Origin of the sequence: Campylobacter concisus, assembly GCF_002914005.1 — a bacterium.
GTDB classification, from domain to species: Bacteria; Campylobacterota; Campylobacteria; order Campylobacterales; family Campylobacteraceae; genus Campylobacter_A; species Campylobacter_A concisus_N.
The window spans coordinates 1-26,093 of the sequence record NZ_POZU01000008.1 but is presented as its reverse complement, the minus strand read 5'-3'; the positions used below and the strand labels follow the sequence as shown (position 1 = coordinate 26,093).

General features: G+C 39.2%; 22 protein-coding genes, 2 tRNA genes, 2 rRNA genes and 1 pseudogene. 11 read left to right on the top strand and 16 right to left on the bottom strand.

What is annotated here, in order from left to right:
- The first annotated feature begins 73 nt into the window (after positions 1–73).
- From CYP54_RS00700 to CYP54_RS10240, 5 genes are all read left to right on the top strand, one after another.
- A tRNA-Ile gene (locus CYP54_RS00700) sits at positions 74–150 on the top strand.
- Between the two features lie 12 nt (positions 151–162).
- Positions 163–238 (top strand) — tRNA-Ala (locus CYP54_RS00695).
- A 328-nt stretch (positions 239–566) separates the two neighbouring features.
- Positions 567–3,470, top strand: a 23S ribosomal RNA gene (locus CYP54_RS00690).
- 132 nt (positions 3,471–3,602) lie between these two features.
- Positions 3,603–3,721: ribosomal RNA gene (gene rrf, locus CYP54_RS00685) — 5S ribosomal RNA — on the top strand.
- Positions 3,722–3,943: 222 nt separating this feature from the next.
- The gene (locus tag CYP54_RS10240; RefSeq protein ID WP_103603799.1) at positions 3,944–4,390 is read left to right on the top strand and encodes a ComEA family DNA-binding protein; all 447 of its coding nucleotides are present in this window, start codon (positions 3,944–3,946) and stop codon (positions 4,388–4,390) included.
- Between the two features lie 149 nt (positions 4,391–4,539).
- Here CYP54_RS10240 and CYP54_RS00675 read toward each other — a convergent pair whose 3' ends face one another.
- The 3 genes from CYP54_RS00675 to CYP54_RS00665 form a co-directional block, all read right to left on the bottom strand.
- Entirely contained in the window at positions 4,540–4,956 is a 417-nt protein-coding gene (locus CYP54_RS00675) for an Rrf2 family transcriptional regulator (RefSeq protein ID WP_103603798.1), read from the bottom strand.
- A 116-nt stretch (positions 4,957–5,072) separates the two neighbouring features.
- The gene (locus tag CYP54_RS00670; protein WP_087584603.1) at positions 5,073–5,708 is read right to left on the bottom strand and encodes an NAD(P)-dependent oxidoreductase; all 636 of its coding nucleotides are present in this window, start codon (positions 5,706–5,708) and stop codon (positions 5,073–5,075) included.
- A gap of 31 nt (positions 5,709–5,739) precedes the next feature.
- Complete coding sequence (locus CYP54_RS00665; RefSeq protein ID WP_103603797.1) at positions 5,740–6,114, bottom strand: cupin domain-containing protein; 375 nt, start codon at positions 6,112–6,114, stop codon at positions 5,740–5,742.
- A gap of 247 nt (positions 6,115–6,361) precedes the next feature.
- On the opposite strand from CYP54_RS00665, the gene CYP54_RS00660 reads away from it, so the two are divergent.
- The gene (locus CYP54_RS00660; protein WP_258033566.1) at positions 6,362–7,333 is read left to right on the top strand and encodes a cation diffusion facilitator family transporter; all 972 of its coding nucleotides are present in this window, start codon (positions 6,362–6,364) and stop codon (positions 7,331–7,333) included.
- 1 nt (position 7,334) lies between these two features.
- Here CYP54_RS00660 and CYP54_RS10010 read toward each other — a convergent pair whose 3' ends face one another.
- The 3 genes and pseudogenes from CYP54_RS10010 to CYP54_RS10000 form a co-directional block, all read right to left on the bottom strand.
- Complete coding sequence (locus CYP54_RS10010; RefSeq protein WP_258033573.1) at positions 7,335–7,880, bottom strand: restriction endonuclease subunit S; 546 nt, start codon at positions 7,878–7,880, stop codon at positions 7,335–7,337.
- Positions 7,843–8,367 carry a restriction endonuclease subunit S domain-containing protein gene (locus CYP54_RS10005; protein ID WP_258033571.1) on the bottom strand — a complete coding sequence of 175 codons (525 nt, stop codon included), beginning with the start codon at positions 8,365–8,367 and terminating at the stop codon, positions 7,843–7,845. The genes CYP54_RS10010 and CYP54_RS10005 overlap by 38 nt, the downstream gene beginning before the upstream one ends.
- Before the next feature lie 111 nt (positions 8,368–8,478).
- A pseudogene (locus CYP54_RS10000) lies at positions 8,479–10,500 on the bottom strand (HsdM family class I SAM-dependent methyltransferase); the annotation flags it as partial.
- 136 nt (positions 10,501–10,636) lie between these two features.
- Here CYP54_RS10000 and lepA point away from each other — a divergent pair.
- The 5 genes from lepA to CYP54_RS00630 all read left to right on the top strand — a co-directional run bounded on the left by lepA (position 10,637) and on the right by CYP54_RS00630 (position 14,702).
- Positions 10,637–12,427: a translation elongation factor 4 gene (gene lepA, locus CYP54_RS00650; protein WP_103603796.1), complete on the top strand. Its 1,791-nt coding sequence runs from the start codon at positions 10,637–10,639 to the stop codon at positions 12,425–12,427.
- A gap of 188 nt (positions 12,428–12,615) precedes the next feature.
- Positions 12,616–12,846 carry a 2-hydroxymuconate tautomerase family protein gene (locus CYP54_RS00645; RefSeq protein WP_103603795.1) on the top strand — a complete coding sequence of 77 codons (231 nt, stop codon included), beginning with the start codon at positions 12,616–12,618 and terminating at the stop codon, positions 12,844–12,846.
- Positions 12,840–13,562: a hypothetical protein gene (locus tag CYP54_RS00640; protein WP_103603794.1), complete on the top strand. Its 723-nt coding sequence runs from the start codon at positions 12,840–12,842 to the stop codon at positions 13,560–13,562. Before CYP54_RS00645 ends, CYP54_RS00640 begins: the two co-directional genes overlap by 7 nt.
- A gap of 10 nt (positions 13,563–13,572) precedes the next feature.
- Positions 13,573–14,133, top strand: a complete 561-nt coding sequence (locus CYP54_RS00635; protein WP_103603793.1) for a YajG family lipoprotein — start codon at positions 13,573–13,575, stop codon at positions 14,131–14,133.
- Entirely contained in the window at positions 14,133–14,702 is a 570-nt protein-coding gene (locus tag CYP54_RS00630) for a ComF family protein (RefSeq protein ID WP_103603792.1), read from the top strand. Before CYP54_RS00635 ends, CYP54_RS00630 begins: the two co-directional genes overlap by 1 nt.
- Before the next feature lie 78 nt (positions 14,703–14,780).
- On the opposite strand, the gene CYP54_RS00625 is transcribed toward CYP54_RS00630, so the two are convergent.
- From CYP54_RS00625 to murJ, 10 genes are all read right to left on the bottom strand, one after another.
- A complete protein-coding gene (locus CYP54_RS00625) occupies positions 14,781–15,419 on the bottom strand; it encodes a YggS family pyridoxal phosphate-dependent enzyme (protein ID WP_181001480.1) in 639 nt (212 codons plus the stop codon).
- Positions 15,416–16,525, bottom strand: a complete 1,110-nt coding sequence (rseP, locus tag CYP54_RS00620) for an RIP metalloprotease RseP (protein ID WP_103603791.1) — start codon at positions 16,523–16,525, stop codon at positions 15,416–15,418. The genes CYP54_RS00625 and rseP overlap by 4 nt, the downstream gene beginning before the upstream one ends.
- Before the next feature lie 196 nt (positions 16,526–16,721).
- Positions 16,722–17,267, bottom strand: coding sequence for a CDP-diacylglycerol--glycerol-3-phosphate 3-phosphatidyltransferase (gene pgsA / locus CYP54_RS00615; protein WP_072594332.1), 546 nt, complete (start codon positions 17,265–17,267; stop codon positions 16,722–16,724).
- Positions 17,268–17,300: 33 nt separating this feature from the next.
- Positions 17,301–18,089 (bottom strand): enoyl-ACP reductase, encoded by a 789-nt coding sequence (locus tag CYP54_RS00610; RefSeq protein WP_054196728.1) that lies wholly within the window; start codon positions 18,087–18,089, stop codon positions 17,301–17,303.
- Positions 18,089–18,958, bottom strand: a complete 870-nt coding sequence (gene dapA, locus CYP54_RS00605) for a 4-hydroxy-tetrahydrodipicolinate synthase (protein WP_219336837.1) — start codon at positions 18,956–18,958, stop codon at positions 18,089–18,091. The genes CYP54_RS00610 and dapA overlap by 1 nt, the downstream gene beginning before the upstream one ends.
- A gap of 26 nt (positions 18,959–18,984) precedes the next feature.
- The gene (locus CYP54_RS00600; protein WP_103603790.1) at positions 18,985–20,226 is read right to left on the bottom strand and encodes a M16 family metallopeptidase; all 1,242 of its coding nucleotides are present in this window, start codon (positions 20,224–20,226) and stop codon (positions 18,985–18,987) included.
- An 11-nt stretch (positions 20,227–20,237) separates the two neighbouring features.
- Positions 20,238–21,311: a quinone-dependent dihydroorotate dehydrogenase gene (locus CYP54_RS00595; protein ID WP_103603810.1), complete on the bottom strand. Its 1,074-nt coding sequence runs from the start codon at positions 21,309–21,311 to the stop codon at positions 20,238–20,240.
- A gap of 53 nt (positions 21,312–21,364) precedes the next feature.
- Complete coding sequence (locus tag CYP54_RS00590; protein WP_103603789.1) at positions 21,365–23,089, bottom strand: ABC transporter ATP-binding protein; 1,725 nt, start codon at positions 23,087–23,089, stop codon at positions 21,365–21,367.
- Entirely contained in the window at positions 23,082–24,476 is a 1,395-nt protein-coding gene (gene cysS, locus CYP54_RS00585; RefSeq protein ID WP_103603788.1) for a cysteine--tRNA ligase, read from the bottom strand. The genes CYP54_RS00590 and cysS overlap by 8 nt, the downstream gene beginning before the upstream one ends.
- The gene (gene murJ, locus CYP54_RS00580) at positions 24,463–25,863 is read right to left on the bottom strand and encodes a murein biosynthesis integral membrane protein MurJ (protein WP_103603787.1); all 1,401 of its coding nucleotides are present in this window, start codon (positions 25,861–25,863) and stop codon (positions 24,463–24,465) included. The genes cysS and murJ overlap by 14 nt, the downstream gene beginning before the upstream one ends.
- Between the last annotated feature and the right edge of the window lie 230 nt (positions 25,864–26,093).

Here is a 26,093-nt window from a genome sequence, read left to right as displayed (position 1 = left end):
TCTCACAAGATATCTATAAGAAAGATATTCTCAATCATCCTTGTTTAGTTTTGAAAGATTGATAGACCTATAGGGGCCTATAGCTCAGCTGGTTAGAGTGCACCCCTGATAAGGGTGAGGTCACAAGTTCAAGTCTTGTTAGGCCCACCAGAGAATTTAATTGGGGAATTAGCTCAGCTGGGAGAGCGCCTGCTTTGCACGCAGGAGGTCAGCGGTTCGATCCCGCTATTCTCCACCATAAAATAGTTTAACTATATTAAGTCTAATTAGAGAGCTTAAAAATTTAAACTTTCTAATTAGACTTTTGTCTAAATGTTCTTTTAATTAATATTGTTAATAGTCACAAGCAAGTTTTTAAAAACAATTTTACAGGACTTGTTAAAGATTTAAATTTCTATTCTCTTTGCATTTAATGCAAAAGTTTGATATCACAATCTATTTAGGATTTAAAACTTATCTAAATAGTAGTCAATGCTTTCCGTCTTGAGAGCTAGAATTTAAATATAGTAACATAAAGTTATCTTTAACAAGGAAGTGATGCGAATTAGAATAATCTAATATAGAAAAGGTAAGCTACAAAGAGCAAGTGGTGGATGCCTTGGCTAGTAGAGGCGATGAAAGACGTGCCAGGCTGCGATAAGTCTCGGGGAGCCGTCAAGGGGCTTTGATCCGGGAATTTCTGAATGGGGCAACCCAGTTAAGCGCGAGCTTAACTACCTAATATGGAGCGAACGAGGGGAATTGAAACATCTTAGTACCCTCAGGAAAAGAAATCAAAAGAGATTACGCTAGTAGCGGCGAGCGAACGCGTAAGAGGGCAAACCGTTAGTTTACTAACGGGGTTGTAGGACTGTGATATAGACTAAACTTAGCTAATAGAATAATCTGGAAAGATTAAGCATAGAGGGTGATACTCCCGTATATGAAAGCTTTGTTTTACTTAGCAGTATCCTGAGTAGGGCGGAACACGTGATATTCTGTCTGAAGCTGGGTAGACCACTATCCAACCCTAAATACTACTACTAGACCGATAGTGCACAAGTACCGTGAGGGAAAGGTGAAAAGAACTGAGGTGATCAGAGTGAAATAGAACCTGAAACCATTTGCTTACAATCATTCAGAGCCCTATGATTTATCAGGGTGATGGACTGCCTTTTGCATAATGAGCCTGCGAGTTGTGATGTCTGGCAAGGTTAAGGAAACCCGGAGCCGTAGCGAAAGCGAGTCTTAATAGGGCGTTTAGTCAGACGTTGCAGACCCGAAACGATGTGATCTATCCATGAGCAGGTTGAAACCGGTGTAAGAGCCGGTGGAGGACCGAACCCGCTAGCGTTGAAAAGCTATGGGATGACTTGTGGATAGGGGTGAAAGGCCAATCAAACATCGTGATAGCTGGTTCTCTCCGAAATATATTTAGGTATAGCGTCATGTAGTAACACTAGGGGGTAGAGCACTGAATGGGCTAGGGCATACACCAATGTACCAAACCCTATCAAACTCCGAATACCTAGTGTGTAATCATGGCAGTCAGGCGGCGAGTGATAAAATCCGTCGTCGAGAGGGGAACAACCCAGACTAACAGCTAAGGTCCCTAAATCTCATTTAAGTGGAAAACGATGTGGAGTTACTTAAACAACCAGGAGGTTGGCTTAGAAGCAGCCATCCTTTAAAGAAAGCGTAATAGCTCACTGGTCTAGTGATTCTGCGCGGAAAATATAACGGGGCTAAAATGAGTACCGAAGCTTTAGACTTAGTTTTACTAAGTGGTAGGAGAGCGTTGTATTTGCGTTGAAGGTATACCGGTAAGGAGTGCTGGAGCGAATACAAGTGAGCATGCAGGCATGAGTAGCGATAATTGGGGTGAGAATCCCCAACGCCGTAAACCCAAGGTTTCCTACGCGATGCTCGTCATCGTAGGGTTAGCCGGGTCCTAAGCAAAGTCCGAAAGGGGTATGCGATGGAAAATTGGTTAATATTCCAATGCCAACTATAATGTGCGATGGAAGGACGCTTAGAGTTAAGCAAGCTAGCGGATGGTAGTGCTAGTCGAAAGGTGTAGGTTAAGATCCAGGCAAATCCGGATCTTTTTAAGCCGAGACCCCACAGGCGTTTGAAGTTCTTCGGAATGGATAGCGAATTGCCGATACTGTCGAGCCAAGAAAAGTTTCTAAGTTTAGTTATAGTTGCCCGTACCGTAAACCGACACAGGTGGGTGGGATGAGTATTCTAAGGCGCGTGGAAGAACTCTCTTCAAGGAACTCTGCAAAATAGCACCGTATCTTCGGTATAAGGTGTGCCTAACTTTGTGAAGGATTTACTCCGTAAGCATTGAAGGTTACAACAAAGAGTCCCTCCCGACTGTTTACCAAAAACACAGCACTCTGCTAACTCGTAAGAGGATGTATAGGGTGTGACGCCTGCCCGGTGCTCGAAGGTTAATTGATGACGTTAGCTCTGCGAAGCGTTTGATCGAAGCCCGAGTAAACGGCGGCCGTAACTATAACGGTCCTAAGGTAGCGAAATTCCTTGTCGATTAAATATCGACCTGCATGAATGGCGTAACGAGATGGGAGCTGTCTCGAAGAGGGATCCAGTGAAATTGTAGTGGAGGTGAAAATTCCTCCTACCCGCGGCAAGACGGAAAGACCCCGTGGACCTTTACTACAGCTTGACACTGCTATTGGGATAAAAATGTGCAGGATAGGTGGGAGGCTTTGATCCATAGACGCCAGTTTATGGTGAGCCATTGTTGAGATACCACTCTTTTTTATTCTGATAGCTAACTAGCTTGAGTTATCCTCAAGTAGGACAATGTCTGGTGGGTAGTTTGACTGGGGCGGTCGCCTCCCAAAATGTAACGGAGGCTTACAAAGGTTGGCTCAGAACGGTTGGAAATCGTTCGTAGAGTATAAAGGCATAAGCCAGCTTAACTGCGAGACATACACGTCAAGCAGAGACGAAAGTCGGTCTTAGTGATCCGGTGGTTCTGTGTGGAAGGGCCATCGCTCAAAGGATAAAAGGTACCCCGGGGATAACAGGCTGATCTCCCCCAAGAGCTCACATCGACGGGGAGGTTTGGCACCTCGATGTCGGCTCATCGCATCCTGGGGCTGGAGCAGGTCCCAAGGGTATGGCTGTTCGCCATTTAAAGCGGTACGCGAGCTGGGTTCAGAACGTCGTGAGACAGTTCGGTCCCTATCTGCCGTGGGCGTAAGAAGATTGAGGAGAGTTGACCCTAGTACGAGAGGACCGGGTCGAACCAACCACTGGTGTACGAGTTGTTCTGCCAAGAGCACCGCTCGGTAGCTATGTTGGGATGTGATAACTGCTGAAAGCATCTAAGCAGGAAGCCAACTCCAAGATGAATCTTCTTTTAAGAGCTCATATAGACTATGTGTTTGATAGGCTGGGTGTGTAATGGATGAAAGTCCTTTAGCTGACCAGTACTAATAGCTCGTCTGCTTATCTTTTAATAAGCATCACTTCCTTGTTAAGGATAAAAACTTAATAAGATATGTTTTTATAAAACTTTGTTTATGACTTTTAACTTTACACGTAGTGTTAAATAAGAGATTTATCTAATGTATCTTTTATTTAACACTGCCCGTGACTATACAGACGAGGAAACGCCTTGCTCCATCTCGAACCAAGAAGCTAAGCTCGTCCTGGCTGATGATACTCTCCCTTACTGGGATGTTGGAAAAGTAGGTCGTTGCGGGCTTTGTTAATTTTTAATCTTCTTTATCTAAACAATCATCTTTTAATATTTATTTCTTAATTTATAATAAAATATCAAATCTTACATTTATTTATATTCTTAAATAATCAGACTTTTTATCTTTACATTTATAAATATCTTTTAGTTTATGCTTTTATACGAGTGTTGACTAAAAACACCAAATATGATAGACTCCAAACCCAAATTTACCCAAAAAGGACAAAAATGAAAAAGATTATATTCTCACTATTAGCAGCAGCTTCTACATTACTAGCAGCCATAAATTTAAATACCGCCACAAAAGAAGAGCTAATGAGTTTAGATGGTATAGGATCTTCAAAGGCAGATGCAATAATAGAGTATAGAAAAGCAAATAAATTTAACTCAATAGAAGATATAAAAAATGTAAATGGTATAGGCGACAAGACATTTGAAAATTTAAAATCAGATATATCAGTATCAGGCACTACAAAGATAGATGACACAAAATCAAAAATAAAATCTAAAAAAAATGAGATAAAAGAAAAAGCAAGTAAAAAGAGTGATGAAGTAAAAGAGAAAAAAGATAGTTCTAAAGATGATAGTATAAAAGAGATAAAAGATAAGAAAGAAAAGTTAAAAGATAAAACAGAAAAAAAGAGTAAAGCTAAAAAAGAGAAGAGTAAAGAGTAATAAAATCTAGGAATTTATAAAAATTCTTACATAAAGATATATAAAAATAGTTAGGAGCGCATAGCGTTCCTAATAAATAAAATAGATTGGTTTTTTATATATCTGCCTACTTCTTAATTCTATAACCTAGTTTGCCTACTTTTTAAATTTTATAAATTAATAAGCTCATCTAATAGATCTTGTAAAGTAATGCTTCTTAGTTCACTTTCTAAAGCTTCTTGTGCTTTTAGGAAGTAGTTGGTTAAGAGTCCTTCGATCTTGCTACCGAGCGGGCAGGCTTTAGGTGAGTCAGAGTGGATCTTAAAAAGTTTTTCTTTATCATTTACTGCGTTAAAAATTTGAAGGAGGGTTATATCTTTTGGCTCTTTCGCAAGACTTACACCACCAACTCCAGCTACAACATTCACAAGTCCTGCAGCCTTTAGAGTACCAAGTAGGCGCCTAACTATGACCGGATTTGTGTTTATACTGCCTGCTATAAATTCGCTCGTGACTTTCTCGTCTTTGAAAAAACAAGCTGCTAAAACTACATGGATCGCGGTTGAAAACTTGATCCCTACTTGCATAAATGTCCTTGAAATTTTCTCTGATTATACTTTAAATTTTTACTAAAAGCAGTTTATTTTTTAGTTTAGATTTGACAAGTTGGCTTTTTGTGCCAGCTATGTCAAATCTATAATTTTTATGCTCGCTCGCCAACTGCTGTGAAGCGTTTTTGTATAAATTTTTTGTTTTTTAGCTCGTCTATGATCGCAAGCGCAAGGTCTGCATAGCTTATATAGCTCTCATTTTTTGAGTTTAAGATGAGATTATCTCCACCAAGCACGTATTTGCCAGTACGAGCACCATTTGCGTCGTAGTCACCTGCTGGGCTTACGTATGTCCAAAGTAAATCGCTCCTATCTTTTAGCTCAAAATAAGACTCCGCAGTCGCCTTTGCCACGCCCATATATGCCGCTGGGAAGTCTGGGGTATCCATAACCATAGTGCCTTTGCTATCAACAAATAACGTGCCAGCGCCACCAACTACGATGAGCCTTGTGCTAGTGCCTTCTAGTAAATTTACTAGGTGAGTGGCCACTTTTTTATGAAGCGCAAATGTTTCTTCGCTCCACGCTGCAAATGCGCTGATAACCGCGTCAAAGCCTGCTAGATTAGCCTTTGTAAGCTCGAAAATATCTTTATAGATAACCTTTACGCTTTCGTTTTTATACTCTTTATTTCTAACTATCGCTGTGACATCATAGCCTTGCTTTAAAGCCTCGTTCACCAAATTTGTACCGCTTTTGCCGTTTGCACCTATGATTGCTATTTTCATTACTTCTCCTTTAAATTTTGTTTTTTAAATTTTACAGCCAACTTGGCTTTACATCATCAACTATCACGCCGTCACTCATGGTGTATTGCTCTAGGCTGCTGCGTTTTGTCTGGATGCAAATCATCTTGATGCCGTTTTTGCCAGCTTTAAAGCACCTTTTACCCTCTGGATCTATGCGCACCGCGTCTCCTTTGCTTACTTTTAGCACTTTACCGTCGATGAAAAGCTCGCCATCGCCCTCCAAGATGATGTAAAGTTCCTCGTTTTGCTTATGTGCATGGACAAATGGCACGCTCACATTTGCCGGAAGCTCGTTTATAGATACCTCACAGCCAGTTAAATTTAAAGCCTCTTTTAGCTCGGCTCTTGGCTCGTTTGCGATCTTTGCAACTTGATAATTTTTCATTTCGTTCTCCTTGTCCTTATGTTGTAATATTTTTATTTACAACCGATGAGTGAAGTATAATAATTTTTAGTTGTAATGTCAAGAGTTACAACAAAATTTTTATCATTTTTAAAATTCAATCTTTAAGCGGCACTAAAGCAGATGCAGGGCATATTTATACAGTTTTTAGCTTGCTTAGCCTCTAGTCAGGTGGCGCCAGAGCTTGCTATGGATGCTTAAATTTATCAGTAAAAGGTGATCATTTTAGATGCAAGAGACCCACTCTCATCACTCTCATGCCGAGCATGGCGGTATGCACATTCACACGAGCAATAAAACTGTTTTAAGAAATTCATTTTTTCTAATTTTCACATTTATGGTAGTTGAGGCGGTCTTTGGCTTCGTTTCAAACTCGCTTGCACTCATCAGTGACGCATTTCACATGTTATCAGATGCTGCAGCGCTCTTTTTATCGCTAGTTGCTTTTAATATCGCCGAAAAAAGAGCAAATTTGCAAAAGACTTTTGGCTACAAGAGAGTCGAGATCATCGCAGCTTTTATAAACGCCATAGCTCTTATTGTGCTTGCTATTTTTGTTATAGTGGAGGCGATCGTGAGATTTTTTAACGAGCCACAGATCGAGTCAAAAACAATGCTTATAGTTAGTATTTTTGGGCTTATTATAAATTTAATCGTGGCTGTTTATATGCATAAAAGCGCTGATACAAAAGAAAACTTAAATATGAAAGGCGCTTATTTGCACGTACTTGGTGACACGTTTGGTTCGGTTGGTGCGATTATCGCGGCTTTACTTGTAATGAAATTTAACTTCACGCAGGCTGATAGTATCGCAAGCATCTTTGTCTCGCTACTCATCATAAAAAGTGGCGCTAGCTTGCTAAAAGATAGCTTTAATATCCTGATCGAAGCCGTGCCGCTTAAGCTTGATACGGATGAAATTTTAGGCGTTATAAAGGGCGTAGATGGCGTTAAAATCGTGCATGACCTACATATCTGGGCAATAAATGCTGGCACAAATGCGCTCATAGCCCACGTGGTGGTGGATGATGCGCTAAGCGTGGCTGAAATTTCAAATATGATAAAGCACATCGAGCACGAGCTTTCCCACGCAGGCATCGGCCACGTCACGCTTCAGTTTGAAAGTGAGAACCTTGGACACAAAGATGATCTCATCTGCGAGCTAAATGATGAGGAGGATCACTGCTGGCATCATTACTAACCTAGGCTTTATTGATAATTTTTTTGGTTGTTTCTATCTTTTTGTCAGCCCAAAGCACGACGTCTTTTATGGCTAGTTTTTCAATTGCTTTTATGAAATTTTCCATAAATTCGTAGTCGATTTCGCCGTTTTTGGTTGGTAGTTTGATTTTGAAATTTAAACTTTGTGAGCTTCTTAATTTTTGCCCATAAGAAAATTTGCCAAATAGCGATTTTGAAATTACTGTCGTAAAATAAAGCATTGTTTCTTTCGTATATGTTTGTGCGACATTATAATAAACGCCCGTATCGTCCCCTGCGCCAAATTCATAATCTCTATAAAATGTATTGCCGAAAATATCGACAGTTATTGAGTTTGCGGGAAATTTGGCGACAGGATTGGATATATAATTTGCTACTCCGTTATTTGTAACTCCTGCCATTATAAAAGGAATTGCACCTGCTTTTTGGTCTTGTTTTTTAAGTCTTCTGCCTTGCCGTATATTGTCAAATAGACTTTCTAATGTGAATTCACGTGCTACCCCCCCCCCGTTTGCTAAATTCGTCAAATTTAGCAAAGGCTGATTTTTCTGATTGTGTTAATTCATAATTTTTAAGCCCAGTGGCGCGTAAATACGCGTCGAGCTCTTCGATAAATTTTTCCATAAAGGAAAAATTTATCTTGCCGCCTAGCGTCGGCAAGAGAATTTTGTCGTTTTTTAATGTTTCTTTTTTTGGATAGTTAGAATAACCTCCGTAATTTAACGCATTTATAGCTGTAGCGATAAAAAGTTGAGCACGATTAGACCAATTTGGCATAGGCATAACTAAAATATTATTTGCTAAAACAAATTTTCCTGAATGATATGTTACGGTTCCAGAATATTCGCCACGAGTTGAAATCGTTAGGCAATCTTTAAATATCTCGTTTTCTGGTAGCTTATCATTTGTATAATAATTTACGCCATTATTTGTAGTAATTCCACTTATGACTGCAACTGAGTTAATACTTGGCTTGTCATATCGTGTTATGTAATTTTTGTTTTTACCATAAATCCAAGTATTTTCAACATCAAATAAATCACCTATACAAAATTCTTTAAATTCTCCGCCACTTGCTTTAAATTCTCGTTCTAAATTCGCAATTCGTTGATTTACAATACTGCTTCTACTGGGACTATCCTTTTTTAAAATTTGCGACACTTCCCAGCTTAGGTAGTCGCTTACGCTCTTTTTAAAATCAGCTAGCGTCGGCATGTTATCTACGGGGCGGGATTTATTCCAGTCTGTGCCATTATCTGGGTCGATTGTCGCTTCGTAATATTCATTTTGCGTGAAAATTTCAAGCTTACTTGCGCCAAAACGCACCAAATTTACCAGCTCATCATAGCGTTCATGTGCGCGGTCGGCGATTTTTAAATTATTACTCGCTTTTTTGCGATTTGATCTTGTGTAGCCGTCGTTTGAAAAGTCAATAAATTTTACCATTTCGTCTTTTTCGTGCTTTTCGCCTACTTTAAAGACGTAGATATTTGTTTGCACGCTTGATTTACCAACGAAAAGATCGGTTGGCATTTTGATACTCGCGATAAGGGTGTTGCGTTTTAAAATCTTTTTATTAAATTCACGTGCTCTTCCGCTACCAGCTGAGTTTTGTATGATTATGGCGGCGTAGCCTTTGCTCATCATATTTAAAGCAGTTTCTACAAAAATCATGCCATTTCCAGGCGCAGAATATGGCGGATTTAGCACAAAAGCGGTTGCGGGAAATTTCTCTTTAATATCACCAAAGCCATATTCGCCACTAAAATCATTTAAACTATCTTTATTTAAAATATTTGAGCTTCCATCACCCATCATTATCATGTTTAAAACTGCTAGCATATAAATAGATGGAAGAATTTCAAGTCCTAAAAGTTGTTCTGCTTTTATCTTTAGCTCTTTTTGCTTAAATTCTTCAGGTGATTTTATATTATCTTTAGCATCTTTTATCATCTCATTCATAGCAGCCACTAAGAGTCCAGCTGAGCCTGTGGCAAAATCCCAGACATAACTATCTTTATTTACCCGTGCAAGGCGCACTAAAAGCGTCGCAACATATGAAGGCGTAAGAACAACATCATTTAATTTATCTTGCGAAAAACCCAGCCATGAATACATTTCGTTAAATAGTTTGCCAGTAAAATCAGTGGTAAGTCCGATTTTGTAATAAATTCCCAAATCATCAACTATTTTGCAAAATACTCTTTTAAGTTGTGTTTGTCCATCTGAAATTTTGTTTATATTTTCAGACAAAATCGTATTTGAGAGTGTGCGAAGGATGAGATCTTTTTATCTGTTGGAATATTTTTGCACTCTAGAAAAGCTTTTATCTTTCTCATTAAAATTTCGCCATCAGTGTTGCCTTGCTCCGGTGATGATTTTAGCTGTGATTTTTCTAGTGGAGCGACCCTGCCAGGTATGCCAAGGGTAGCGATGATAGAGGCTGCGACTAGATAGACGCGGTCGTTTTCGCCAAGTCCTTTTTCGTTATTATAAATATCATTATTTAGCTTTACTAAGCTTGTATCGATCTCTTTTTCGCGCTTTTGTTTTATCTTTTCAAGCTCATCGTGTGATAAATTTAGATCTTTTAGGCTTTTTGCAAATTCATCAAAATTTGATCCTTTTAAAAATGAAAGGTCGCTAAAATCGCTAACTTTTTGTCCTATGCCTAAATTTGACTTTGAGACGTAATAGACTCCGATTTTTGTTTGAAGTTTGCCTTTGTTGTCTTTAGAGCCAGTAACGCCAATGGCGATGATGTCAGTATAGCTTGTGTGGTGAAGTAGGGCGTTTGCATAGTGGATCGCTCCGTTTACTGCGTATTCTTTTATATTTTTAAAATTTGGCTCGTTTTTGGCTGTTTTATTTTCTATATTTCCATCAATATCTAGTTTTTCTAATTTGTCTGCATAGCCTTTGTATTCGATTAAAATTGGATAAAAGTTTAAACTGCTATCTTGCAAAAGTAACTTCGCATCAGGTCTATTACCGCCTTTGCCTCCACCTTTAGAGGCATATTCTAGCAAGGCGTTGTCTATTTCTTGATTTAAACTTTCTTGCTCTAATTTGTAATCTAATTTATATGATTTTAATTCGCTATTTATCTTAGTCAGCTACATTTGGTTCTACGCTTTGGATTGCCATTTTTAACCTTCATGATTTTATTTTTAAAGTTGTGATTTTAACTACTTTTTACTTAATGTTTAAAATTAGATTATGCAAATTTTAAATCAACTTTAGGCAAAATAAAGCCCAAAATTTAGTAAAAAGTAAAACTTATATGAAAAACATTAGAAACTTTAGCATTATCGCTCATATCGACCATGGCAAAAGTACGCTTGCTGATCGCCTTATTCAGGAGTGTGGCGCCGTCAGTGATCGTGAGATGAGCTCGCAAATCATGGACACGATGGATATCGAAAAAGAGCGTGGCATCACGATCAAAGCCCAGTCTGTCCGCCTAAACTACGCACTAAATGGCGAAAATTTTGTTCTAAATTTGATAGACACTCCGGGCCACGTCGACTTTAGCTACGAGGTGAGCCGCAGCCTAGCTAGTTGCGAGGGCGCGCTTCTTGTCGTGGATGCCAGTCAGGGCGTGGAGGCGCAAACCATCGCAAACGTCTATATTGCACTTGAAAACAACCTAGAGATCATCCCAGTCATCAACAAGATCGACCTACCAGCGGCTGACCCTGCTAGGGTAAAAGACGAGATCGAGCACATCATCGGACTTGACTGCTCAGGAGCTATCGAAGTGAGCGCAAAAACAGGCGTTGGCATAAAAGAGCTGCTTGAAGCGATCATCACGAGGATCCCTGCGCCAAATGGTGATGCAAATAAGCCTACAAAGGCGCTCATTTACGATAGCTGGTTTGACAACTACCTTGGTGCGTTAGCCCTTGTGCGTGTTTATGATGGTGAAATTTCAAAAAATGATGAAATTTTGGTCATGGGTACAGGCAAAAAGCACATCGTGCTTGACCTCATGTATCCAAATCCTATCGCGCCGATCAAGACCAAAACGCTTAGCGCTGGCGAAGTTGGTATCGTAGTTTTAGGACTTAAAAATGTTAGCGACGTGCAGGTTGGTGATACGATAACGCAGTCAAGAAATCCCCTAAAAGAGCCAGTTGGCGGCTTTGAGAGAGCCAAGCCGTTCGTATTTGCGGGACTTTATCCGATAGAAACTGATAAATTTGAAGATCTACGTGACGCACTGGATAAGCTAAAGCTAAATGACAGCTCCATTAGCTACGAGCCAGAGACCTCGGTCGCACTTGGATTTGGCTTTAGGGTTGGCTTTTTAGGTCTTCTTCATATGGAGGTTGTTAAAGAGAGGCTGGAGCGCGAATTTGATCTTGATCTCATTGCTACAGCGCCGACCGTGACATACGAAGTCATCCAAACTGATGGGCTAAATTTAAAGATACAAAACCCAAGCCAGCTGCCACCAGTAAATAAAATAGACTCGATCCTTGAGCCATATGTGAAAGCGACTATCATCACGCCAAGCGAGTTTTTGGGCAACATCATCACGCTTTTAAACAACCGTCGTGGCATACAAACAAAGATGGACTACATCACGACTGACCGCGTGCTGCTAGAGTATGACATACCGATGAACGAGATCGTGATGGACTTTTACGACAAGCTAAAATCAAGCACAAAAGGCTACGCAAGCTTTGACTACGAGCCAAGTGACTACCGCGTGGGCGATCTAGTGAAACTTGATGTAAAAGTGGCTGGCGAGACGGTCGATGCGCTCTCTATCATCGTGCCCGAGAGTAAGGCGCAGACAAAGGGCAGAGACTTCGTAAAGGCGATGAAAGAGATCGTGCCTCGTCAGCTCTTTGAGGTGGCGATACAAGCTAGCATCGGTAATAAAATAATCGCCCGAGAAACCGTAAAATCAATGGGTAAAAACGTCACAGCCAAGTGCTACGGTGGCGATATTACGCGTAAGCGAAAGTTGCTTGAAAAGCAAAAAGAGGGTAAGAAACGCATGAAGGCGATAGGAAAGGTGAATTTGCCGCAGGAGGCGTTTCTCTCTGTCTTAAAAATAGACTAATGCGTTGTCTCGCTTTGTCATACTTTGTTGTGTCTAAAATTTACTCGGTCATTACCTGCCATGGTAACTCCCATCGTAAATTTTACCCACGCCTCGTCTGACTTTGCGATACGGCAGTAGTGAGGATCTTATTTTGGCAGATAGATTTTGATTAAAATTTAAGTATTAAATTTGCAAAAAGGAGCGCTATGCCATTTGTGAAAATTTGTGTGACAAAAGAGGGTGATAGCCCAAGTGTGGAGCAAAAAGAGAAGATGATAAGCGGAGTTACGAAGCTAATAAGCGAAATTTTAGGTAGAAGCACTCAAAATACCGTTGTCATTATCGATGAGATCTATACGAATAACTACGGCATCGCAGGCGAGAGTGTGAAAAATCTCCGCAAAAAACAAAAAGAGCAAAAGGAAGTAAAATGCTAAGAATGACATTACTGGCAGTTTTTGCAGCTATCTTTCTAACTGGCTGTGTGGCAAAAGCTAGCCTTTGTCTATCGTGTGAGGGAATAGATGGCGTGCAAAGTGCGAGCATAAGTAGCGAAGATAAGATGTACTTTGAAGAGGTTATGAGGATACCGGCTGATTGCAGTGCTTGTAAAGGCAGGGGCGATGGTCTTTTTATAAATGGTGTTAAATACAAAAGTGATGTAGCAATAAACTGCTGCTTGGAAAAAAACATGATCGATACTAATGTTGGATTAAAAAAGGTTTATTTCCACAGGATCGTCGATGCTAGAAGTAGTGCAAGATCGATATATTACACAGGTGTTGAAGGAAATACTGCAGTTTTTAACTCAAACCCACGCCTTGAGGTGCTTTTTTACATGTTTTTGCAGCGTGAGTTAAATTCTCGTGGAATCGTTGTTGTCGATACTCAAACATCGCCTTATACATATAGACTTGATTTTAGATTTGACGAGCTTAGAGGCACTTACTCTAGAAGCTCTGAAATTTTAAACGGGCACTTATACGGCGAGCTTGTGCTTTCAGATATAAATTTCAAAAAGCGAATTCCTATCTCGACTAGACACCACGTGGAGGAGCTTGAGGCGTCAAAAAGCGGTCAGTTTGACTTCTTTATCGCGCTTTTAGTCAAGCAAGCTGCCATAAAAGTGGCTGATGAGATCACTAAACTTTGAAAGGAAAAATATGAGTAAATTTAAATTTCTAGCTATCTTTGGACTTTTTGTCCTATTTTTGAGCGGTTGCGCGCCTACTCAGACGGTGCTTGCGTTTGATCCTTATAAGGCTATTGTTTCAAATCAACAAAGCAATGGTTTTGAGGTCTATATAAGTGCGGTACATGATAACCGTAAAAACAAAAGCACTATCGCTACGATTACTGATAGCAAAGGCACAGTAAAAGAATATGTCGTGCTTCAAAACGATCTTGCTACTTATTTTAGCGATTCTCTCAAAAAAGAGCTTATGGCGCGCGGTGCAAATGTAAATGGCATGGGTGGCGTCGTAGTTGAAATTTTTATCAACGAATTTGAAGCAAATATGAGTGGATACGGCACTGATAATACAAAAGGCAATATTAAGATTACACTTAAGATCCAAAAAGGCGATCAAAGCATCGTTAAAAACATTTCAAATAATCAAACCAAATTTGAGTTGATTCCCACAGGTGGAGCATTTAAATCATTTTTAACTGAGATCATAAATGATGCCATCAAACGCACAGCAATTGCTATTTTAAATAGCTGATGTTTTGTGCGTTTTGCAAGAGCTTTACGCTAAATACGTTTTGTAAAATTTGCTCACAAATTTTAAGCAAGCCAAGCCCGATAGTAAGAGAACTAGAGGGCTTTAAAATTTATAGCTTTTACGGCTACTCTGAAATAAAAGAACTCATCCACTCCAAGCATCAAATGCACGGATATTTTATATATAAAAACTTAGCCAAATTTGCATTTAATAAATTTGCTAAAAGCTTTAGCTTACCGGAGAAAGTCTATGCTTTGCCAATAGACGATAGAGTGCATCACGGCTATTCGCATGCGGCTATTTTGGCAAATGCACTAAGGGCTAAAAATCTAAAGCCTATATTTCACGCACTACATGCAACCAGTAAGATCAGCTATAGTGGTAAGGATTTGCAATTTAGACAAAATAACCCAAGAAATTTTAAAATCCTAAAAAAGATCACTGCGCCAGTTATTTTGGTAGATGATATCGTAACCACTGGCACAACGATACTTGAGGCTAAAAATACTATAGAAAAAGCTGGTGTAAAAGTACTTTTTGCTCTAGTTTTGGCTGACGCTAAATATTAAAATTTTATTTTTTCGCTCAAGTCTTTTTAGTAAAAATTTATCGAACCCCAGCAGCAGAGGCATGCAAAAGTGATAAATTTATAGATAAAGCATAGTGCCAAGGCGGATCATATTTGAGCCGCATTTTATCGCTAGCTCGAAGTCACTACTCATACCCATCGAGCAGATAGTTGCACCTTTTGGCTTTAGGCTATCAAAAATTTTATAAGTTAGCTCAAAGCTCTTTTGAATCTCTTTTGGCTCATCCACATGCGCTCCGATACTCATCACACCTTTTAGATTGATATTTTTGCACTCGCTTTGGATACGCTCATAAATTTCTGCCGCGTTTGCCACGCTTACACCTTGCTTTGTATCTTCATCAGCCGAGTTTATTTGAAGTAAGGTATCGAGCTTGTAGCTGAGTCTTTTATCGACCTCTAAGGCCCTTTCAAAGCTATCGCAGCTTTGCCAAAGTGTGGGCTTTAGGCTTATCATTTGATTTATTTTGTTATTTTGCAAGCGGCCGATCATATGCCATTTTATATCAGTAAAATTTTGCAGTTCTAGCTCTTTTTTGGCTAGCTCTTGGACTCTGTTTTCGCCAAAATTTCTTTGTCCTTGTTCGTAAAGCTCTCTTACTTCAATACTTGTGACATTTTTGCTAACGGCGATTAGCGTCACATCTTTGCTTAAATTTCCTATTTTTTCTAACAGTTCTTTTAAAACTATCATCATAAACCTCCGCTTAATCTCATAATGTCGTTAAAGGTCGCGAGCACCATTATGCCAAGCAGTAGCGCCCAGCCACAGTAGGTGAGCATGATGAGCACTCGCTCATTTACCTCGCGCCTAAAAATCAGCTCATATAGGTTAAAAAGTATGTGGCCGCCGTCAAGTGCTGGGATGGGGAATAAATTTAATACGCCTAAATTCACAGAGATGAGCGCTGTGATGAGAAGCAGCACGCTAATGCTGATCTGAGCAGCTTTTGAGGTGACATCAGCGATCTGTACGATGCCACCGACCTCTTTTAGCGGCACAGCTCCACTTACTAGTTTGGTAAAGCTTTTAAAGATTAGTTTTGATGCCTCGATCGTCTCACTAAAGGCAAAATTTATGCCTGCAAGACCAGTATGGTAAATTTTTATCACTTCTCCATTTGGAGAAATTCCGATCAGTGGGCGCTGCACCTTTTCATTAAATAGATTTATCGTCTCGCCTATTTTTGGTGTTAAATTTATAGTCATTTGCGAGCCGTTGCGATCTATCAAAATGGTACTTGGCTCAAGCTTTACATTTTTACTGATCTCATCCCACTCGTTTATCTTTACGCCATTTATTGCTAAAATTTTATCATTTTTAGCTAGCCCAGCACTTGCAGCTGCCGAGCCTTCAGCTATGTGGCCTATACTTGGCGCAAGTCTTTCAACTCCGATAGATCCAAGCAAAATGTATATGAAAAACGCCAAGATAAAGTTGAAAAATGGCCCAGCAAAGAGGATGTAAATTCGCTTTATCGGACTTAGCACGTTGTAGCTGTCAGCGTCGTAGTTTTTTGCCTTTGGGTCGGTGTCGTCTTGCCCTTTTAGCTGCACGTATCCGCCAAGTGGGATCGCGCTTAGGCAGTAGTCGGTGCCGCCAACGTTTTTGGTGTAAATTTTCTCGCCAAAGCCAATACTAAAGGTATTTACCTTTACGCCAAGCGTTCTTGCTGCCAAAAAGTGGCCAAGCTCGTGAAAAAATATGAGAAAACTAATGGCTAAAACGGTCACTAAAAAATAAAACGAATACGCATAAAGCCCGATGCAAAGCAGGGCTAGCGTGAAGAGAATGCCTTTCAAAACTTACCTTTTTTTGAAAAATTGATGAGATTTTAGCCAAAATTTATAAATTTACTCTCAAACGGCATTTAACTAAAAATTTCTTTTAGCTAGGAGAAATTTTTAACTTGATTTTACTTATTTTGAAAATGAAGATTTGATTATTTATATAAATTTTTGCAAGTAAAAACTTTGGGTCTTACGAGCGAAAGAAATTTTAGCTCTTTTTCATCGCCTTTACATAGGCAAAAATATACTCAAATCCAGAATAAAGCGTAAGCGCAACAGCTATCCAGAGCAAAAGCTCGCCACCAGGCCAGCTCATCAGTAAAAATCCAACCGCAAACATCTGCGAGACTGTTTTTACTTTGCCAGCCATTGATGCAGCGACCTCGACACCATCACTTGCCATCACGACACGAAAGCCAGTTATAAAAAACTCCCTTACCAAGATGAGATAAACAGCCCAAGCGCTCGCTCTACCAAGCATCATAAGGCCTAAAAATGCAGCCAAGATCAGCATCTTATCAGCTAGTGGGTCAAGGATAGTGCCAAGTTTGGTCTTTTGATCCCAACTTCTGGCGATGTAGCCGTCAAAAAAGTCAGTCACCGAGGCGATCACAAAAATAAGAGCTGCGAAGTAGTTTATCCAGCTTATGTGAATTTGCGTAAAAATTCCTGGCGCATTTACAAGCATAAAAAACATAAGTGGAGCCAGTAGTATCCTAAAAAATGCCAATGCGTTTGGTAAATTTAAACTCACAAATATGCCTTTATGCTTAAAATTTCAATCTTCTCATTTAAAGGTCGTGCCACCATCTATTATAAATGTATGTCCAGTCACCCAGCTAGCCTTAGATGAGCACAAAAATAGACATGCTCCGGCTAGATCAGTCGGCTGTCCCATGCGGTTTAGTGGGCTAAGCTTTGCCGTCATATCGCGAACCTCTTCGTAGTTTGTAAAGGCTCTTAGTGCATCTGTCTCGATAGGGCCGCCACTTACGACGTTTACGCGGATATTTTTCTCGCCAAGCTCAGTTGCGGCATATCTTGCCATCGCCTCAACGGCTGCTTTTGCTGTGCCGTGACCTGCGTAGTTTTCGATATAGACTAAATTTCCAGTCGATGATAGGCTAATGATGCTGCCGCCACCCACTTTTTCCATGCGTTTTGCAGCTTCTTGAGTGCCTACGACAAAGGCATTTACTGTTGCTGTAAAGATATTGTTTATGCCTCTTGGTTTTAGCTTCATAAATTTAGTGTATCCACCAGCTACTGCACGACCTGAAATAATTGCATTTGAGATGAAAAAATCAATCCTATCAAAATCCTCGTCTATCTTTAAAAATAGCTCTTTATAAGTCTCTGGCTCAAGGATATTTAGCGCATATGCTCTTGCTTTTATCTTATAAGTAGCTTCAAGCTCTTTTGCTTGTTCTTTTGCAAGCTCTTCGTTTGAGTTGTAGGTAAATGCTATATTTACACCAGCTTTTGCAAATTCTTCAACTATGGCTCTACCGATACCTCTAGTGCCGCCGCTGATAACTAGCGTTTTACCTTTAAATTCGTTTAGTGTGTCCTTCATTAAAAACCCTTTATTTCGTAATTTTTTATTACTTCTTCTATCTTTTTAAAATTTTCTTTACTTGGTTTGCAAAGTGGCAAGCGGTACTCTAAAGAGTCGATTAGTCCAGCTAGATACATCGCTGCTTTGATCGGTATCGGATTGCTTTCGCAAAAGAGTGTTTTATTTATCGTGTATAGATTATCATTTATTAATTTTGCTTTTTTGTACTCTTCGTTCATCGCAAAGTGCGTAAGCTCTGAAATTTGATCTGGCAAGAGATTTGCTGTAACTGAGATAACACCTTTGCCGCCATTTGATATGATAGGATAGTTGATCGCATCTTCGCCGCTAATGACTACTAAATTTGGCTCGTGAGCTAGTAGATCTACGCATCTATCTATGCTACCTGTTGCCTCTTTGATACCATAGATATTTTTGCACTCTTTAAAGAGCCTAAAAACGGTCGCTGGCAAGATATCCACGCCGACTCTACCTGGAACATTGTAAAGAAGCACAGGTATCTCAATGCTATTTGCAATGGCCTTGTAGTGCTCGTAAAGCCCTTCCTGCGTTGGTTTATTGTAGTAGGGAGCAACTGATAGGATACCATCAGCGCCATGAGCTTGAGCAAATTTAGCGATACCAATAGCTTCGTGAGTGGCGTTACTACCAGCCCCAGCTAGTACTTTTACATTTGTGCCTTTACAAGCATCAACAGCTATTTCGATACAAATTCTATGCTCATCATGCGTCAGTGTTGCACTCTCGCCAGTGGTTCCAACTGGTACAACGACATCTATGCCGTGCTTTATCTGTCTTTTTATTAGTTTTTCAAAACTGACTTCATCTACTTTTTGATTTTTAAATGGCGTAATGAGTGCGGTCATCGCACCTTGAAGCGAATTTTCCACATTTATTCCTTTTTTAAAATTATTGTCGTGCTAGTTTTTTCATTAAAATATCTATTTGCTATATCTTTTAAAAGTTTTGCATCAATTTTATCGATATTTTTTTCAAGCTCGTAAAGTGGCTTTATATCGCCTCTAGCAAGGTATGAGCCGTATAAATTTGCAACCTTGCTTGCACTCTCAAATGAGTAAATAAAATCAGTTTTTATCAAATTTTTAACTCTTAAAACATCATCTTTGTCGATTGGTTTATTTTTTAAATCATCTATGATCTTTAAAATTTCAGCCTCAACCACACTTGCTTCGACATCTGGGTTGCAAACTGCTAAAAATATAAATAAATTTTCATCAACGCAGCTCATATTATAAGCATAAATTTGATTTACGAGCATTAGCTCATCGATTAGACGTTGCTGTAAAACAGAGCTTTTACCAGTAGCTAGATATTCGCTTATCGCATTTAGTCCCACTTGATCAGCGTGTTTAAAATTTGGGATTTTGTAAGCGATCGCTAGCATTTGTGTTTGGCTATCTTTATAGATGATAGCTCTTCTGGCCCCATCTTGCTCAGGTTCTTTACAGTGAGTTTTTGGGATGGCTCTTTTATTTTTTATGCCACTAAAATTTTTCTTAGCCAGTTTAAATGCCTCATCCTTGCCGATGTCACCGCTTATCATCAAAATCGCATTTTTTGGCTGATAAAAAGTAGCATGAAATTCTTTTATGTCGGAGATATTCCAGTTTTCGATATCTTTTATAAAGCCTATCGGAGTCCAGTGGTATGGATGGTAGATAAATGCGTGGTTGTAGAGTCTAAAGTAGAGGTATCCCATAGGGTTGTTGTCTGTTCGCCACCTACGCTCTTCATGCACCACGTCTCGCTCTGGCTGAAATTCTTTGTCTTTTAGGCTTAAATTTTTCATAAGCTCAGCAAAAAGACCAAGCGTTTTGTCTAAATTTTCATTTGACGCTTTTATAAAGTAGTGGGTATAGTCAAAGCCTGTACTTGCGTTATTTACGCCACCAAAGCCTTTTACTATTTCGTCAAATTCACCAGCTCGTAAATTTTTGGTTGATTTAAAATTTAGATGCTCTAACATGTGAGCGATGCCGCTTTTGCCCATCACTTCGTTTCTTGATCCAACTTTATAAAAGACATCGACGCTTATCACTTTTGAGCCAGGATTTACTGGTACGTGATAAATTTCAAGTCCGTTTTCTAGTTTTGTTTTATTAAATTTTATCAATCTTTTGCCTTTTATTTTTTAACATCTATGCCGACCGCTTCGCTAATAGAGGCAAAGCCATCTCTTTTTAAAAGTTCTAAAATTTCTAAATTTATATCTCTTGCGATCATTGGCCCTTTAAAGATAAAGCTTGTAAAAATTTGCACTAAATTTGCTCCCATTTTTATGCGCTCATAGGCCTCTGCACCGCTATCTATGCCGCCGCATGCGATAAGCGTCGTCTTACCATAAAGCTCGTTTGCTACAGCTTTAAATATCTCTTTTGACTTTTTAGCGATCACCTTACCGCTTAGTCCGCCAAAATCCTTTAAATTTGATGAGTGAGAGAGCGAGTAATCAACACTTGTATTTGAAACAAGCACGCCGCTAGCACCGTTTTCTACCGCGCAACTACAAAGCCTGATCGCATCTTCGTGACTCATATCTGGAGCGATTTTAAAGATGATTGGTTTTTTAGTAAGTGGTAAAATGACACTAAAAAGCTCTTTTATGAAGCTCTCATCTTGCAATGCTCTTAAATTTGGCGTGTTTGGCGATGAGACATTTATAACGAAGGTGTCGCAAATTTCACTAAATTCTCTTACTAAAATTTCATAGTCTTTTATTGCGTCTTCGTTTGGTGTGACCTTGTTTTTGCCTATATTTGCCCAGATAGGTAAAGTATAAGGATAAAGTTTTTTGACTCTATTTTTAATAGCCTCACAGCCTTCGTTGTTAAAGCCCATCGCGTTTTGGATGCTCTCTTCGTCTATAAGCCTAAAAAGTCTTGGTTTGTCGTTGCCAGGTTGAGGTTTTGGAGTAAATGTACCAAATTCTAAATACCCAAATCCAAGAGCCGTGAGCGCTTCAAACATCGTGGCGTTTTTATCAAAGCCTCCAGCTATACCAACTGGGTTGTGGTAGCTGCTTGAGAATAAATTTTGTTTTAGCGCATTGTCATCGACCACGCACTTATTTGCTACAAAGCTTAATGATCCTGGAAAAATTTTATTTGCTCCGATCATTGCAAATTCTGCGATCTTGTGGGCAGTTTCAGGATCAAATTTAAAAAATATAGATTTTAAAGTTTCGTAGTTTAAGCTCATTTTAACCTCTTTAAAATGCCTAAAATTTTGTGCAAATCTTAGCAAAAATCGCCTTAAACTAAGGCTTTGCCTTTAAGTTTTGCATAAATTTCATTTCTTTTGCTAAGCTCTTCATCGCTTCCGATATCAACTATCCTTCCATTGCTTAAAACCGTGATCTTATCAGCGCTCTCAACCGTACTTAAACGGTGAGCGATGACAAAGATGATCTTTTTGCTTCTTAGGTTGTTTATGGCCTTTGTGATCTCTTTTTCGCTCTCGTTATCAAGCGCTGAAGTAGCTTCGTCAAAGATAAGAATTTGTGGGTTTTGGTAAAGTGCTCTGGCTATTGCTATACGCTGTCTTTGACCGCCTGAAAGGTTTGTGCCAAATTCATTTAAGATAGTGTTTATGCCGTTATCTAGTTTACTTACAAACTCATAAGCATTTGCCATTTTTAGTGCATTTATCACGGCTTCTTCGTTAAATTCTCTGCCGTAAGCCACGTTTTTAGCGATTGTATCGTTAAAGATATAGACACGCTGCGTTACAAGGCCGATATTTTGGCGAAGTGAGTGGATTTTGATATCTTTTAAATTTGTCTCATTTATTAAAATTTCTCCGCTATTTACGTCGTAAAATCTCATAAGCAAATTCATGAGCGATGTTTTTCCACCACCGCTTGAGCCAACTAGGGCTATAAATTCTGACTTACGAGCCTCCAAATTTATACCTTTTAAGACCTCTTTGTCGCCGTAGTTTAGGCAGACATCATTAAATTTAATCAAATTTATCTCTTCGCTTAGCTCTTTTTCGCCATCTTTTATCTGGCTTACTTTATCCATCAAGAAAAAGGTTCTCTCGCTTGCGGCGATCGCATCTTGCATTTTATTATAGATATTTACGATACGTTTTAGTGGGGTGTAGAGCATGAAAAGCGCAGTTAAAAATGAAAAAAAAGCGCCCATGTTTATATTTTCATCGATGACGTCTTTGCCGCCTATTATGATGACTGCAGCTACGCCAATTGAGCCAATTGTTTCCATTAGTGGGCTTACTAGTTGCTCGATTTTTACGGTTTTAAGATTTAGCTTAAAAAATTTATTATTTTCTTCAACAAAGCGTGAATGCTCGTATTTTTGAGCATTATTTGCCTTTATTATCTCAATATTTGTAAAAATTTCACTCAAAGCTGAAGTGATATCAGATGTCTTTTCTTGCGACTGCTTTGAAATTTTTTTCATCTTTTTTGCAAGGCGTGAGATCGGATAAATCGCTAATGGCATAATAACAAGTGCAAAAAAGGCTAATTTAGGGCTTTGATATATAACTACACAAAGCAGACCTATGATAGTTACAAGCTCTCTAATAAGCTCAGGTATGATGCTTGAAACAATAGATCTTATGCGCTCTATGTCGTTCGTAGTTCTGCTTATTAGCTCGCCTGTTCGAAAATCATTAAAAAATTTCATATCCAAAGTTAGTAAATTTTCGACCATATTTTCACGAAATCTTCTAATCGTATCTTGACCAATATACGCGGTAAAATAGGCCTGCATAAAAGTTCCAACATTTTTTAACAGATAAATAGCAATGATCGCACATGGCAGCATATAAAGCAATGTTTCGTTTTTTTCAACGAAAATTTTATTAAGTACTGGCTCTACCAGATACGCACTGACTGCTGTTCCGCCACTTGCGAGGGCCATGCCGATGAAGGCTAGGATAAAGTGTGGGATGTAGTCTTTAAAATATGGGCCAAAGCGTTTTAGCACATCTTTTAAGCCAAAGTTATTCATTATTTCTCTCCCAAACTGCGCCATTTGGTGTATCCATGATAGAGATATTCATCTTTTCTAGCTCGTCTCTTATCTCATCAGCTTTTGCAAAATTTCTCTCTTTTTTAGCTATCGTCCGCTCATCAAGAAGCCTTTTTATCTGTTCCTTTTGTTCGTCGCTTACACCAAATTGAAAATACTCAACATAATTTGTGCTAGCAATGCCCAAAATTTCACTTATAAGCTCCAAATTTGCCACTATTTCGGACTTATAGACTTTATCTTTTGGATTTGTATCAAGCCTTTCATTTGCTGTTTTTACAAACTCATCGACGCTTGCAAGCGCCTTTGAAGCGTTTAGATCATCGCTTAGTGCTTCAAGTAGCTCGCTTTTAAAGCTCTCATTTGCCATGCCTGCTTGCACGCCATCAACTCTTTTTTTGAGGCGGTAAATTTTATCAAGTCTTTTTTTTGAAGCCACTAGATCTTCATCCGAATAGTTAAAATGAGCCCTATAATGGCTCGTAAGCAAGTAATATCTAAGCACTTCGCCATGAACGTTTTTTAGGGCGTCCTTTACGAAAAAGCTGTTATTTAGGCTCTTGCTCATCTTTTCGTTATTTACTTTTATAAAGCCATTGTGCATCCAGTATTTGCTCAAATTTTTATGATAGGCACATCTGCACTGGCTAGCCTCGTTTTCGTGGTGTGGAAAGAGCAGGTCGATGCCACCAGCGTGGATGTCGATCTCAAATTTATCATTTTCTTTATCGCTTAAAAACTCCCTTATCATCGCTACGCACTCGGTGTGCCAGCCAGGGCGACCCTTGCCAAATGGGCTCTCATACCATTTTTCGTCAAATTTCCAAAGCACAAAGTCTTTTTCATCTCTTTTCTCGCCAAAACTAGCCACGCGCGCGATAAGATCGGTGTTGTTATCCTTGCCGCTGATGCTAAAATAGCCACTATCCTTGCTTGTATCAAAGTAAATTCCATCGCTCGTCTTATACGCCACACCTCTATCCATAAGCACCTTGATGTAGCTAATGATCGCCTCCAAGCACTGCGTAGCCTTTGGTTTAAAGTCTGGATCAAACACGTTTAAAGCGTTCATATCGCTCTCATAATGTGCTATATATTTGTTTGTGATATCTTCTAGGCTTTGGCCAGTTTCAGCCATTTTATTTAAAATTTTATCGTCTATGTCGGTGTAGTTTCTTGCAAATTTGACCTTGTAGCCAAGCGCTTTTAAGACCCTTCTTAAAAGATCAAAGCTAACGGCTGACTTTGCATGTCCCAAATGCGCGTCGTCATAGACTGTTGGACCGCACAGATAGATGCTAACTTCACCTTCTCTTATCGGGCTAAACTCAACCTTTTCTCTTTTAGAAGTATCAAAAATTCGCATTAAATATATCCTTTAAAAATGTTAAATCAAAATAGAGCAAAACCGCTAAAACAGCGATAGCGGCTATAAATTTAGGCTCGATTATAGCTAAAAATCGCTTAGCTCCAAAGGCTCTTATGTATAAAATAAGCTGTAAAAATCCCCCAAGCGAGCTTGCAAATGCAAGACCAGCTGCTCCAAATTTCTGCATCAAAATGACAGCTAGGATCAAATTTATCACAAGGCAGATGATAGAAATTTTGGCTGCCTCTTTTTGCTTCATATTTGCATAGAGCCAAAGTGAGAAAATTTTAGCCAGTCCAAATGGCGTAAGCCCCACCAAATAGGCGCTTAGCACCTTGGCGCATTCAATGGTGTTTGCCCTTACAAAATTCCCTCTCTCAAACAAGAGCCAGATGATAAACTCGCTTAGCACAACGCCTGTGATCGTGGCGGCAAGCAGGGCGCAAAGTAGCAGGTAAAAGCTCTTTTTTGTCCAAACTAGGGCGTTTGCCTCGTCTTTTTGCTTTAAAAGTCTGGTGATCTTTGGAAAAAGCGCTTGAGAGAGCGCAATCGCAAAGATAGCAAGCGGAAGCTGAAAAATTCTATTTGCATAAAAGAGATAGCTTATCGAGCCACTTACTAAAAAACTTGCTAACCAAGTGTCCATAAATGCGCTTATTTGCATCGCACTTGAGCCAAGTAAGCCGTGATAAAAATTTATAAAAAAGCCTTTACTCTGCGCTCTTTTGCCTTTAAAATATCCGCTTAGACCGCCCCAAAAAATTTTATTTAAAGCGTTAAATTTCATAGCAATTAAATGCACCAAAACTTGTAAAATGCCGCCTGCAACGACACCAAAACTAAGATAAAGTGCGACCACACTCTCACTCTTGCCACGAGCCAAAAGTAGCGATGCGATCATGGCTAAATTTAGTAGTGCAGTAGAAAACGCTGTCGTGGCAAAGTGCCCTTTATACTGAAGCAGTGCACCCATGAAAGTGACGATATAAACAAGAGCTAGATAGTAGAAATTTATACGCACAAGTGGCACTGCGTCTGTGATATTTTGCTCGCTTAAACCGCTTGCGATGATCTTTATAAAGTAGGGCGTAAATAAATTTACAAGAAGCGTCAAAACTCCTATAAAAAGTAGAAATTTGATGAAAATTTCAGCCTGAAAGATCGCTTTTTTCTTGCTATTTGCAAAATTTGGCAAAAATGCCTGCGTAAAGGCGCCCTCGCCAAAGATGCGGCGAAATAAATTTGGTATTTTAAAAGCGATAAAAAAAAGATCGCTAAATATGCCAGCTCCAAGGATAGAAGCTGTTAAAAGGTCTCTTATAAGTCCAAGAATTCTTGAAACCATAATGCCAACTGAGTTTGAAAAAAAACCTTTTATAAACATCGCTCACCTAAATTAAATTTGAAAACACAATAGTAACAAAAGATGCTTTAAAGCTTACATAACCCAAATTTAATAAAATTTTGGCGATAATAAGAGCCAAATTTTATGTGAAATGGATCAATTTTGAGCGAGAACGTGCAAGAAAACGAGAGATTTTTACCGCCAACGCAAATTCAAACTTCAACGCCTTATATATCGCTTAAAGAACTAAGCAAGCAACACAGCGTACC